The following is a 12232-nucleotide window of genomic DNA, read 5'->3' on the forward strand; positions in this document are numbered from 1 at the left end:
CCGAGCAGCGGAGCTGCCCAAATCGGCTTTCCTGCCGATTTGTCGCTGATTTTTGCCTTGCCTGATCATCGCTCGTCGACTTTTCGTACAAAACCTAGCAGCGCTTCGGCTCCCAGCGACTCACCCTCGAACTCCTGCATGGCATCGAGCAGTACCGGCCATAAATAGCAGGCCGAGGCGCTGTCGAACAGCAGGTGGAATCGCGTCATGCCATCATCGCCGACGTTGACGACGATGGCGTTGAGGCGGGCCACCGAGGTCTGGGCGACCCGCCCCGTCGGGAAGGCGGCTGGGCTGAGGTCGACTCCGCATAGCTTGGCCATGACCGCAGGGGCCCGGTGGCCGCTCAGCGTCAGCCAGGCGTGGCTGTCGTGGCGCGGCTGCAGGTAGCAGGCGCGTGCGCCCTGGCGCCAGGCCGTTTCCTCCGCGGCGATCCGGGCCCCTGCGTCGGCCAGGCTCCCGAGCAGCAGGTACTCCGTGGCGGAAAGCCGCGCTGCCCAACTGCCGTCGTCCTGCGCCAGGGCCAGATTGGGCCGCTCGGGCAGCCGGTAGCCTCTCTCGCGCAGGTAGTCGCCGGCCTGGGCGCCGCGAAAGCCGACCCGGGGCAGGGCCGAGAGGTCGAGCAGCGCGCAATGGGTCAGCCGGGCCCGTGCCTCTGCCGGCGTGACATTGCTCGCCGGGGCTGTTTCGTGGAGGTGCTGCAGCGGGCTGCGCGCGGGAGGCAAAACGTCGTTTGGTGTCGTCATGTCACAGCTCCTGGCGGGCGTTGTCGGGGTCGAAGAAGGGCAGCGCGACCACTTCGGCCTGCACGTCCTGGCTGCCTTCCACGCGGAGGGTGATGCGGCTGCCTGGCGTGGCCTTGTCGGCGCCGGCGTAGGCCAGGCCGATGATGGCTCCCACGCTGTTGGAACGCTCGCAGGAGGTGACGTTTCCGGTAATCCGGTCGCCTTCCAGCACCAGGTGGCCCTCCAGCGGTCTGGGACCGTCGAGAGGCAGCTTGAAGCCCACCAGGCGGCGCCTGGGTGGCTGGGCGTCGAGAATATCGACGGCACGCCGGCCGACGAAGAAGGGCTTGCTGCGGTTGACCGCCCATGTCAGGCCGATCTCTCCCGGATGGCTCATGCCATCGGTGTCCTGGCCGATGATCACGTGGCCCTTCTCCAGGCGCAGCAGGCGCTGGGCCTCGACGCCGAAGGGTCGGATGTCGAACTCCCGGCCGGCCTCCATCAGCCGATCCCAGAGAGATTCGCCATAGCGTGACGGCACATGGATCTCGTAGCCTAGCTCGCCGACGAAGCCGACCCGCAGCAGACGCGCCGGAATATCGCCGACATGGCCTTCGCGCAAGGCCAGGTAGGGGAAGGCCCCGGCGGAGAGGTCGGGGTCATGGCACACCTTTTCGAGTACCCGCCGTGACAGGGGGCCGGCCACGTTGACTGCCGCGAAGGCGGAAGTCACGTTGGCGATATCCACCTCGAGACGCCACTGGGCGTTCCACTGCAGCATGCTCTGATGTACTCCGGGCGCACCGCTGGTGGTGGCGGTGACATAAAAGTGATGCTCACCCAGACGGCAGGAGACGCCGTCATCGATGACCACGCCCTGCTCGTTGGTCATCACCGCATAGCGGGTACGGCCCACCGGCTGCTTGAGAAAGCCGAAGGTGTATAGACGGTTGATGAATTCGGCGGCGTCCGGGCCACGAATCTCAAGGCCACCCAGGGTCGAGACATCGATGATTCCCACCTGCTCGCGTACATGGCACGCCTCTGCCTGCATGCAGCGATTCCGCTCCAGCACACCCTCTGGCGTGGGGTAGAAGGCCGGACGCTGCCAGGTGCCGGCCGGCACCAGCCTGGCGCCGAGTTCGACATGGCGGCGGTGCATCGGCGTTTGACGGAAGGGGTCGAAGGCGCGCCCGGCCAGGTGGGCCAGCGTTTCGGCGCCAAACGGCGGTCGTGCGGTGGTCACGCCGGTTTCGGCGATGCTGCGTCCGGTAGCCCGTGCTACCAGCCTGGCGGTGGGCAGCGCCGAATGGCGCCCCTGGGAGGGCCCCATGCCCACCGTCGAGAAGCGCTTGACCAACTGGATATCGCGATAGCCGTGGCGCGTGGCATTGACGATATCGCGAATCTGCAGATCCTCGTCGAGATCGACGAATTCCTTGCCCTTGGGGTGGGCGAAGATCGGCCAGGGGAAATTGGTGCGCAGGCAGGGTGCTTCCGCCGAAACCTCTGGCGCGTTGCGGCCCAGCGCCCTGGCTGCCGCGGCCCCCGCCCGGGTTCCGTCCCGCAGGACCTTCCCAAGATCGTGAAAGCCGTTCACCGAGCCGGCGACATGCAGGTGCGCCGGCAGGCCACCAAGGGTGAACCCGGCACTCTCTTCGTCATAGCCGAGCCTGCCACCGGCCTGACACAACAATTGATAAACCGGCATATAGCCGGCGCTCATGCACAACAGGTCGCAGGCGAGCGTCAGGCCTCCCCCGCCGACCTCGCCCATGCCGGCGATGTGTCGCAGTTCGACTCCGGTCACGCGGTGCAGGCGCTTGTCGTGCAGTGCCTCGTACACGGTATGGTTGAGATGACGGGGAATCCCGAGTACGTCGATGGCGTTGGCCAGATCGGCATCATCGGCGTCCTGGCGCATGTCGACCAGCGCTGCCACCTCGATGCCCTGTTCGTGCAGGTCGAGGGCGGCGAGGTAGCCGTCGTCGTTGCCGGTGAGTATCACGGCGCGCTTGCCGGGGCGTACCGCATAGTGCCGCATCAGTCGCTGGGCGGCGCTGGCGAGCATCACGCCGGGCAGGTCGTTGTTGCGAAACACCGCTGGCTGGTCGAAGCTGCCCGAGGCGACGATGCACTCCCTGGCTCGCACCTTGTACATTCGCTGTCCCTGGATGACTGGCAGATAGTTGTCGCTGAACCAGCCGTTGCAGGTGGCCTCGCACAGGATGTCGATATTGTCATGCGCCTCCACCGCCGCAACCAGCGAAGCCCGTAGCGCTTCGCCGCGCCGGCCCTCGGTGTCGAAACGCGCATAGGTCAGGGCGCCTCCCAGGCGTGGCTGCTGCTCGACCAGCAGCACGCGCACGCCCGCTTCGGCGGCGGTCAGGGCCGCCTCCAGCCCGGCGGGGCCGCCGCCGACGACCATGACGTCGGTGAAGCGGTAGGCCTTGTCGTGATACTCCCCCCTGGCTTCCAGGTCGTAGTGCCCCAGGCCCGCCTTGCGGCGAATCAGGGGCTCCCAGTACTTCCAGATCCCCCAGGGTTTGTAGAAGGCGCGATAGTAGAAGCCCACCGGCATGAACCGTGAGAGTTTGCCAAGCTTCATGTCGCGGTCGTGATCCAGGCTGCCGCTGTAGTTCTGACCCATGACGGCGAGTCCTGGGATGATCGGCTGCGCGTCGGCCAGCACGTTGGGTTCATCGGGTAGCTGAACCAGGGTGTTGGCGTCATGGCCGGCCAGGGTCAGCGGGCCGCGTGGGCGATGATACTTGAAGGAACGCGACAGCAGCAGGCGGCCATTGGCCGCCAGGGCGCTGGCGATGGTATCGCCCTGAAAGCCCCGATAGGCAACCCCCTCGAAGGTGAAGTCGATGGGCCGGTCGCGGTCGATCAGACTGCCCATGGGGTCCGGCAGGCGGTCATCATGCCGGGAGGTGGCGTCGCCCAGGGGTTCGAAACGGGTCATGACCTTGGCTCCCCGGTGGCGAACTCGACACGCTGCTGAAAAATGTCCTGAGGCTCGAAGGTGTGCAGGATCTCGTCGGTCAGGGTGTTGCGCTCGGCGAGAAACCAGTAGCTGCTGGGCGCGTGCAGCCACCATTCGGTCACAACGCCGGGCTGGTTGTCGTGGTAGAAGACGTAGTCGGCCCATTCGCGATCGTTGCACGCTGCGGGGTCGGGCATTGCCTTCAACTCGCCGCCGTAGATGAATTCGCTGATGTTGCGTGGCCCGTTGAGTGGGCAATGCATGATCTTCATGGTTTCGTGCCCCTGGGTGTCAGTAACGTATCAATGACTGGCCGCCGTGGCGCCCATTTCGTTGACCTGCTGGAAATTGGCGAACCGTTCGAGGTGGAAGGGCGCGATCAGCTCGGGCACGCGCCCCGTGGCCACCAGCTCGGCCATGGTCTTGCCGCAGATCGGGGTCGCCTTGAATCCCCAGGTACCCCAACCGGCGTCCAGGTAGTAGTTTTCTATCGGGCTCTCGCCCATGATCGGGCTGTAATCCGGCGTCATGTCGGTGATGCCTGCCCATTGGCGCATGAGCTTGGCCTTGGCCAGAAAAGGGAACATCTCGATGGCGTGGGCGATCAGGCTCTCCTTGAGCTCCAGTGTCGAGCGGCTGCTGTAGAGCGGGTAGGGGTCCGAACCGCCGCCGAACACCACCTCGCCGCGACTGGTCTGCTGGACATAGCAGTGCAGGCCCGAGGAGCTGACCAGTGGGTCGAGGAACGGCTTGACCGGCTGGGTCACCATCGCCTGCAGTGGATAGGAGACGACCGGCAGCCGGAAGCCGGCCTTGCCCGCCAGCACCGAGCTGTGACCCGCCACCGCCTGCACCGCGCAGCCGCAGCGCACCGTGCCACGGTTGGTCTTGACCGCGGTAAGACGTCCACCCTCGACGATCAGCTCCTGGACTTCGGTGAGCTGATGGATCTCCACGCCACGCTTGGCTGCCTGCCTGGCATAGCCCCAGGCCACGGCATCGTGACGCGCGGTGGCGCCATCGGCGTGCCAAAGGCCGGCCAGCACCGGCAAGTGGCCCGGATCAAGGTTCAGGGTGGGCACCAGTTCACGGATCTGCTGGCAGTCGATCATCTCGGTGCGGCCGCCGAAGTGCTTGTTGACTTCGGCGCGCTGGCGAAAGGCGCGCACTGTGGCATCGGTATGCGCCAAGGTGAGTTGGCCACGCTCCGAGTACATGATGTTGAAGTCGAATTCGTTGGAGAGATTCTTGAACAGCCTGACCGACTCGCCGTAGAAGCGAACGCCTTCGGGAGTGAGGTAGTTGGAGCGGATCACCGCGGTATTGCGCGCCGTGTTGCCGCCTCCGAGATAGGCCTTCTCCAGTACCGCGACCCTGGTGATACCGTGATACCTGGCCAGATAGTAGGCGATGGCCAGACCATGGCCGCCGGCGCCGATGATCACCACGTCGTAGGCGGATTTGAGCTCCGCGGGTGGCGGTAGATCCACTTCGTCGGGATAGTGGGACGACAGACCGTACTTGAGCAGTGCGAAAGGCATGGAAGGCTCCTTCGGTGAACGCCTCAGGCCATGGCCAGGGAAGCGGCCCGCCGGTGCAGGGTGCGTGCGGCGATCAGGGTGTTGTGCATCAGGCAGGCGATGGTCATCGGTCCCACGCCGCCGGGCACCGGGGTGAGGGCCGCGACGAGGCGTTCGGCGCTGGCATGATCGACGTCACCCACCAGGCGGGTGCGGTGCTCGCCATCGTGCGTTTCCTCGATGCGGTTGATGCCGACGTCGATGACTACCGCCCCGGGCTTGAGCCAGGTCGCGTCGATCATGCCGGGGCGCCCCACGGCGGCGACCATGATGTCCGCCTGGCGGCAGATCGCGGCGGCATCCCGGCTGCGTGAATGCACCAGCGTGACCGTACAGTTCGCCTGCAGTAGCAGCGCCGCCATCGGCTTGCCGACGATATTGGAGCGTCCCACCACCACCGCATGCTTGCCGGTCAGGTCGCCGCAGGTCTCGTGCAGCAGACGCATGCAGCCCATGGGTGTGCAGGGGATCAATGCCGGCAGACCCTGCCACAGCGCACCGGCGTTCTCGCAATGAAAGCCATCGACATCCTTGGCCGGCACGATGGCCTGAATCACTGCCTGTTCGTCGATATGGGCGGGCAGCGGCAATTGCACCAGAATGCCGCTGACCTCCGGATCGCGATTGAGGCGATCGATCAGCGCCAGCAGCTCCGCCTGACTCAGGTCCGCGTCGAAGCGGTGTTCCAGTGAACGGATGCCAACGGTATGCGCCTGGCGGACCTTGTTGCGTACGTAGACCTGGCTGGCCGGGTCCTCGCCGACCAGCACGACCGCCAGGCCGGGCGTGACACCCTCGCTGGCCAACTGACGCACGCCTTCGGCCACTTCGGCAAGGACGCGCTCGGCACATGCCTTGCCGTCGATGCGCCGGGCGGGGGAGCGTTGCGGGGATTCGAGCGTACTCATCTGAAGATCACCGTCTTGTTGCCGTCGAGGAAAACCCGATGCTCGATGTGGTACCTGACTGCCCGGGAGAGCGCGATGGTCTCGGTATTACGGCCCACCGCCACCAGGTCTTCGGGTCGGTAGGTGTGATCGACCCGCTGGACTTCCTGCTCGACGATCGGCCCCTCGTCGAGGTCCGGGGTGACGTAGTGGGCGGTGGCGCCGATCAGCTTGACGCCCCGCTCGTGCGCCTGGTGATAGGGCTTGGCACCCTTGAACCCGGGCAGAAAGGAGTGATGGATATTGATGGCGCGGCCGGCGAGCTTCTTGCAGAGGTCGTTGGAGAGGATCTGCATGTAGCGCGCCAGTACCACCAGCTCGGTGCCGGTCTCTTCGACGATCTCCATCAGCGCGGCTTCCTGACGGGCCTTGGTCTCCGGGGTCACCGGCAGATAGACGAAGCGGATGCCCTCGCGCTCGGCCATGGGTCGCAGGTCGAGGTGATTGGAGACGATGGCGGTGATCCGCATGTCGAGTTCGCCCTTGCGGTGGCGATACATCAGGTCGCTCAGGCAGTGATCGTACTTGCTGACCATCAGCAGCACGCGCATGGGTTCGCCCTCGTCATGGAGGCTCCAGCCCATGTCGAACTGGCTGGCCACGCCGTCGAAGTCGCGCTTCAGGCTGTCGATATCGCCCTTGATGCCCTCGTTGAAACGGAACCTGGCACGCAGGAAAAAGCGCCCCAGCTCCTCGTCGTCGTACTGCGCCAGTTCGCTGATATAGCACTGGCTTTCGCTGAGGAACGTGGTGACCGCGGCGACGATGCCCGAGGCCGCGGGGCAGGAGATGGTGATGATGTAGCTCGTCGTGGGGGACATGTCGGGCTTCCGGTTGTTGGAACGAAAACGTCGGTGGTCGGTGAGTGGTCCTGGCTTCATCGAGAGATGATTCGTATCGGCAAGTGACGTCATGCCACCTTATATAATTCCTGTAAAGAAAAAAACATTCCTTTCAGTTAAGCAACAAGTCTGCCAGTTTTTAAGACGCTCGCCAGGTATCGGGAAAAATAAATAATTCCATTTGTTATTCAATAAGTTGGAACTTATCCAAAAGAGGGTGCGGTGTGTTTGTGGCGAAGCGAAGCGTGAGAGCCGTCCTCGTGCCGACCGTTTTGGTGCGGTCGGGGAATTTCTTGCACTTAGCTGGTGCGTAAAAGAAGTGGCAACGATGAGTCGGATACAGCCGTCTGCCGATGAAAGAAAATTTATTCCACGCCATATCAAGGTGTTATTTAGCTTTTCTCGTTTCTTGTGGAGTTTGAACGAATGTTGGCACAAGAGATGCTATTCCTAAAAAGAAATATAATTTCTTGATAGGAATTGTTGGGTGGCATAATGTGGCGGGGGGAGAGCGGCATGGGTTGCGTTCGATTATCGCTGCGTTGCGGTTGCAAGAGATGCCCAGCCATTCGCTCTACAACGCTTGGAGGAAGAGTGCCATGACCCCTGAAACCGCAATGCAATTCATCAAGGATCACGACATCCGCTATCTGCTTGCTCAGTTTGTCGACATCCATGGAGCCGCCAAGACCAAGTCGGTACCGGCCAGTTGTCTGATGGATGTGGTTGAAAAGGGCGCCGGATTTGCAGGATTCGCCGTATGTGGCTTGGGTATGGAGCCACACGGCCCGGACTTCATGGCGCGGGGAGATCTGGCCTCGCTGTCCGTGGTGCCCTGGCAGCCGGGGTATGCGCGAATGGCTTGCAGCGGCTACGTGAATGATGCGCCGCATCCTTACGATAGCCGCGTGGTGCTGCTCAGGCAGATCGAGCGGCTCAAGGAGAAAGGCTGGACGCTGAACACGGGGCTGGAGCCCGAGTTCTCGCTGTTCAAGCGTGGCACCAACGGAGAACTGCTGCCCGTCGACGAGAGCGATACGCTGGCCAAGCCTTGCTATGACTACAAGGGGCTGTCGCGTTCGCGGGTGTTCCTCGAGCGGCTCGTGGAGACGCTGCAGACGGTGGACTTCGATGTCTACCAGATCGATCATGAGGATGCCAATGGCCAGTTCGAAATCAATTACACCTTCAGCGATGCCCTGACCTCGGCGGATCGCTTTACCTTCGTGCGCATGGCCGCCGGCGAGATCGCCAATGACCTCGGCATGGTCTGCTCCTTCATGCCCAAACCATGGACCAACCGCCCCGGCAATGGCATGCACTTCCACCTGTCGATCGCCGACGAGGCGGGTAACAACCTGTTCGGCGACGATAGCGACCCTCAGCGACTGGGGTTGTCCAAGCTGGCCTACCATTTCCTGGGTGGCCTTCTGCACCATGCCCCCGCACTGTGCGCCTTTGCCGCGCCGACGGTGAACTCCTACAAGCGCCTGGTCAATGGTGGCTCCAACAGCGGATCGACCTGGGCGCCGGTCTTCATCGCCTACGGCGACAACAATCGCTCGGCCATGGTGCGAGTGCCTGGCGGTCGGCTGGAGTTCCGCCTGCCCGATGCCGGCTGCAACCCCTACCTGGTCCATGCCGCGCTGATAGCCGCTGGCCTGGACGGTATTGTCCGCGAGCTCGATCCCGGCCAGGCGCACAACATCAATCTCTATGCATTGAGTACCGAGGCGTGCCGCGAGAAGGGCATCGGCATCCTGCCGCAGTCGCTCAACGAGGCGATCGAGGCCCTCTCGGAGGACACCATTCTGCGCGAATCCATGGGGCCGGAGATCGTCGATGAGTTCCTCGAGATCAAGCGGCAGGAGTGGGACGAATACAGTCGCCAGGTCACGGCCTGGGAAGTGCGGCAATACGCTGAGTTCTTCTGATCGCCGTCGCCTTGGACACTGGTGTGGTCAGTTATCGAAAGAGGTAATGCTTATGTGTGGAATCGTGGGGCTCTATTTGAAGAACCCGGCGCTGGAAGAGCGTTTGGGCGAGCTGTTCGAGCCGATGCTGATCGCCATGACCGACAGGGGGCCGGACAGTGCCGGGTTCGCGATCTATGGCGACGAATACGATGGTGGGGTCAAGCTGACGCTGCAGAGCGACGAGCCCGCCTACGACTGGGCGGTATTCGCTGAACGCCTGGGAGACGCTCTCGGCGGTGTTGATGGCTGGTTTCGCAATGCCAACGCGGCGGTATTCAAGCTGGCCTGTGATGAAAAGCAGGTGCGTGACTGGTTGAAGCACCATACCCCCGAGTTGAGAGTGCTGAGTGCCGGTCGCAGCATCGAGATCCTCAAGGGTGTTGGGTTGCCGCGGGACATTGCCTCGCGATTCAATCTGAAGGCCATGCGGGGCAGTCATGCCATCGGCCATACGCGCATGGCCACCGAGAGCGCGGTGACCCTGCAGGGCTGTCATCCCTTCTCCACGGGGCTCGATCTGTGCCTGGTGCATAACGGCTCGCTGTCCAACCACAACTGGCTGCGCGCCAAGCTCAAGCGTGAGGGCATCGTGTTCGAGACCGACAACGACTCCGAAGTGGCGGCCGGCTACCTGACCTGGCGCCTGGCCAAGGGGGGCGGCTTGACTCAGGCGCTCGAGGGAGCGCTCGAGGATCTCGATGGTTTCTTTACCTTCGCCATTGGTACGCGTGACGGTTTCGCCGTGGTTCGCGATCCCATTTCCTGCAAGCCGGCGGTGATTGCCGAGACCGACGACTATGTGGCGATGGCCTCGGAATATCGTGCCCTGGCGGGCTTGCCCGGTATCCAGTCCGCCAAGGTCTGGGAGCCTGAGCCAGCGAGAATCCATGTCTGGGAGCGGGACGGCGCAAAGGTGGAGGCAGCCTGAAATCATGAAAACCTACGATCTTTCCAGTGCGAGCCTCCGCGAACTCAACCAGTCGCTGCACGATGTGGACCCGACCATCAGCGAGCGTGAGTGGCGTATCGTCAGCCCCAACGGAGCACACAATATCGCCTGTGGCCTCGACGCCGACATCAGCGTGGATATCGAAGGGCACGCCGGCTACTACTGCGCCGGCATGAACCAGAAAGCCAGCGTGACCGTGCATGGCAACGTCGGCGTGGGCGTGGCGGAAAACATGATGTCGGGGGTGGTGCGAGTCAAGGGGGACGCTTCCCAATCGGCGGGTGCCACGGCCCATGGCGGCCTGTTGATTATCGAAGGCAACGCTGCTGCGCGCTGCGGCATCTCCATGAAAGGGGTGAGTATCGTGGTCAAGGGCGATATTGGCCCGATGAGTGCCTTCATGGGGCAGGCCGGCTGCCTGGTGGTATGCGGCGACGCCGGGGAGGCCCTCGGCGACTCGCTCTACGAGGCGCACCTCTACGTGAAGGGCCACGTGGCTTCGCTGGGGGCGGATTGCATCGAAAAGGAGATGCGTCCAAAGCACGTCGAGGAGCTGGGCGCGTTGCTGCGGCAGGCTGGCCTCGATGAGGATCCTGCCGCGTTCAGGCGCTACGGATCGGCTCGGGAACTCTATAACTTCAAAGTCGACAACGCCTCGGCCTACTGATTCAGGAACCTGCCATGACCGACCAGACTGTTAACCCGTCGCTGCGTGAGTCGGCCACTTTCGGCCGGGACGTGATCGCGGAAATTCAGCGCGCCGCCGAGACCGGCATCTACGATATCCGCGGCGGTGGCGCCAAGCGCAAGGTGCCGCACTTCGACGACCTGCTGTTCCTCGGCGCCAGCATGTCGCGCTATCCCCTGGAGGGCTACCGTGAAAAGTGCGGCACCGATGTGGTGCTCGGCACCCGGTTCGCCAGGAAACCGGTGGTCATCGATACGCCGGTCACCATTGCCGGCATGAGCTTCGGGTCGCTGTCCGCCCAGGCCAAGGAGGCGTTGGGGCGCGGTGCCACGGAAGTGGGGACTTCGACCACCACCGGAGATGGCGGCATGACGCCGGAGGAGCGAGGCCAGTCCTCCAGGTTGGTCTACCAGTATCTGCCGTCACGCTACGGCATGAACCCGGACGATCTGCGCAAGGCCGACGCCATCGAGGTGGTACTCGGCCAGGGGGCCAAGCCGGGCGGCGGTGGCATGCTGCTGGGGCAGAAGATATCCGACCGGGTCGCTCAGATGCGTACCTTGCCCAAGGGGATCGATCAGCGCAGCGCCTGCCGGCACCCGGACTGGACCGGCCCCGACGATCTGGCGATCAAGATCGCCGAGTTGCGCGAGATCACCGACTGGCAGGTGCCGATCTATATCAAGGTGGGCGCCACCCGTACCTACTATGACGTGAAGCTTGCCGTGAAGGCCGGTGCCGACGTGGTGGTACTCGACGGCATGCAGGGCGGCACGGCGGCGACACAGGACGTGTTCATCGAGCATGTCGGCATCCCGACCATGGCGGCGATTCCCCAGGCGGCGCAGGCGTTGCAGGAGATGGGTGTGCATCGCGAGGGGGTACAACTGATCGTTTCCGGCGGCATCCGCAACGGTGCCGATGTGGCCAAGGCGATTGCCTTGGGAGCGGACGCGGTGGCCATCGGCACGGCGGCGCTGATCGCGCTGGGCGACAACCACTCCCGCTTCGAGGAAGAGTATCGCCGCATCGGCTCCGCGGCGGGCTTCTACGACGACTACCAGGAGGGCAAGTGCCCGGCCGGCATTTCCACCCAGGACCCGACATTGAGCAAGCGCCTCGACCCGGTGGCCGGCGGCCGGCGGTTGGCCAACTACATTCGCGTTCTGACGCTGGAAGCCCAGACCCTGGCCAGGGCCTGCGGCAAGTCGCACCTGCATCACCTGGAGCCGGAGGATCTGGTGGCCTTGACCGTCGAAGCGGCCGCCATGGCCCGGGTTCCGCTGGCGGGGACCAGCTGGATTCCCGGCCACTGCCCCCCCGCTTGATTCATCCGGCAGCCGGTGCCCAGTGGGCCGACTGCCGGCCTCCTCCCGAAACACCCTCTTCACAACCCTGTTTCAGGCAGCCCCGGTATTCAATGCGATCAACCGTGAATGCACCCGAATGGTGGAGCGGATTCCGGGATTGCACCTCAGCAAGGCATGTAATTCCTAGCGAGAAAATAAATCACAAAAAATTCATTGGCTTATGGAT

At 63.7% G+C, this 12232-nt stretch carries 10 protein-coding genes; 4 read left to right on the plus strand and 6 right to left on the minus strand.

Annotation, left to right across the window (positions count from 1 at the left end; translation table 11 throughout):
- Nucleotides 1–65: 65 nt before the first annotated feature.
- The 6 genes from C1H69_RS16510 to purU are packed head-to-tail and all read right to left on the minus strand — an operon-like array spanning nt 66 to nt 7062.
- Nucleotides 66–746: a sarcosine oxidase subunit gamma gene (locus C1H69_RS16510; RefSeq protein WP_102654487.1), complete on the minus strand. Its 681-nt coding sequence runs from the start codon at nt 744–746 to the stop codon at nt 66–68.
- Nucleotide 747: 1 nt separating this feature from the next.
- Nucleotides 748–3693, minus strand: a complete 2946-nt coding sequence (locus tag C1H69_RS24445; RefSeq protein WP_205738518.1) for a 2Fe-2S iron-sulfur cluster-binding protein — start codon at nt 3691–3693, stop codon at nt 748–750.
- Complete coding sequence (locus C1H69_RS16520; protein WP_102654488.1) at nt 3690–3986, minus strand: sarcosine oxidase subunit delta; 297 nt, start codon at nt 3984–3986, stop codon at nt 3690–3692. Before C1H69_RS16520 ends, C1H69_RS24445 begins: the two co-directional genes overlap by 4 nt.
- 30 nt (nt 3987–4016) lie before the next feature.
- Nucleotides 4017–5255, minus strand: coding sequence for an FAD-dependent oxidoreductase (locus tag C1H69_RS16525; RefSeq protein WP_102654489.1), 1239 nt, complete (start codon nt 5253–5255; stop codon nt 4017–4019).
- Between the two features lie 23 nt (nt 5256–5278).
- The gene (gene folD, locus C1H69_RS16530; RefSeq protein WP_102654490.1) at nt 5279–6202 is read right to left on the minus strand and encodes a bifunctional methylenetetrahydrofolate dehydrogenase/methenyltetrahydrofolate cyclohydrolase FolD; all 924 of its coding nucleotides are present in this window, start codon (nt 6200–6202) and stop codon (nt 5279–5281) included.
- Entirely contained in the window at nt 6199–7062 is an 864-nt protein-coding gene (gene purU, locus C1H69_RS16535) for a formyltetrahydrofolate deformylase (RefSeq protein ID WP_102654519.1), read from the minus strand. The genes folD and purU overlap by 4 nt, the downstream gene beginning before the upstream one ends.
- Before the next feature lie 620 nt (nt 7063–7682).
- On the opposite strand from purU, the gene glnT reads away from it, so the two are divergent.
- From glnT to C1H69_RS16555, 4 genes are read left to right on the plus strand one after another with little or no spacing between them, the layout of a single operon-like run.
- Nucleotides 7683–9017 carry a type III glutamate--ammonia ligase gene (gene glnT / locus C1H69_RS16540; RefSeq protein ID WP_102654491.1) on the plus strand — a complete coding sequence of 445 codons (1335 nt, stop codon included), beginning with the start codon at nt 7683–7685 and terminating at the stop codon, nt 9015–9017.
- Between the two features lie 52 nt (nt 9018–9069).
- Nucleotides 9070–9987, plus strand: a complete 918-nt coding sequence (locus C1H69_RS16545; protein WP_102654492.1) for a class II glutamine amidotransferase — start codon at nt 9070–9072, stop codon at nt 9985–9987.
- Nucleotides 9988–9991: 4 nt separating this feature from the next.
- On the plus strand, nt 9992–10675 hold the full coding sequence (locus C1H69_RS16550; protein ID WP_102654493.1) for a GltB/FmdC/FwdC-like GXGXG domain-containing protein: 684 nt from the start codon (nt 9992–9994) through the stop codon (nt 10673–10675).
- 14 nt (nt 10676–10689) lie between these two features.
- The gene (locus tag C1H69_RS16555) at nt 10690–12024 is read left to right on the plus strand and encodes an FMN-binding glutamate synthase family protein (RefSeq protein WP_102654494.1); all 1335 of its coding nucleotides are present in this window, start codon (nt 10690–10692) and stop codon (nt 12022–12024) included.
- Nucleotides 12025–12232 lie beyond the last annotated feature (208 nt).

This window comes from Billgrantia endophytica (assembly GCF_002879615.1).
Classification (GTDB): domain Bacteria; phylum Pseudomonadota; class Gammaproteobacteria; order Pseudomonadales; family Halomonadaceae; genus Halomonas; species Halomonas endophytica.

What these genes read in the sequence shown, in the direction of transcription:
- C1H69_RS16510 (WP_102654487.1), bottom strand. Translation starts at nt 746, where the DNA reads ATGACGACACCAAACGACGTTTTGCCTCCCGCGCGCAGCCCGCTGCAG.
- C1H69_RS24445 (WP_205738518.1), bottom strand. Translation starts at nt 3,693, where the DNA reads ATGACCCGTTTCGAACCCCTGGGCGACGCCACCTCCCGGCATGATGAC.
- C1H69_RS16520 (WP_102654488.1), bottom strand. Translation starts at nt 3,986, where the DNA reads ATGAAGATCATGCATTGCCCACTCAACGGGCCACGCAACATCAGCGAA.
- C1H69_RS16525 (WP_102654489.1), bottom strand. Translation starts at nt 5,255, where the DNA reads ATGCCTTTCGCACTGCTCAAGTACGGTCTGTCGTCCCACTATCCCGAC.
- folD (WP_102654490.1), bottom strand. Translation starts at nt 6,202, where the DNA reads ATGAGTACGCTCGAATCCCCGCAACGCTCCCCCGCCCGGCGCATCGAC.
- purU (WP_102654519.1), bottom strand. Translation starts at nt 7,062, where the DNA reads ATGTCCCCCACGACGAGCTACATCATCACCATCTCCTGCCCCGCGGCC.
- glnT (WP_102654491.1), top strand. Translation starts at nt 7,683, where the DNA reads ATGACCCCTGAAACCGCAATGCAATTCATCAAGGATCACGACATCCGC.
- C1H69_RS16545 (WP_102654492.1), top strand. Translation starts at nt 9,070, where the DNA reads ATGTGTGGAATCGTGGGGCTCTATTTGAAGAACCCGGCGCTGGAAGAG.
- C1H69_RS16550 (WP_102654493.1), top strand. Translation starts at nt 9,992, where the DNA reads ATGAAAACCTACGATCTTTCCAGTGCGAGCCTCCGCGAACTCAACCAG.
- C1H69_RS16555 (WP_102654494.1), top strand. Translation starts at nt 10,690, where the DNA reads ATGACCGACCAGACTGTTAACCCGTCGCTGCGTGAGTCGGCCACTTTC.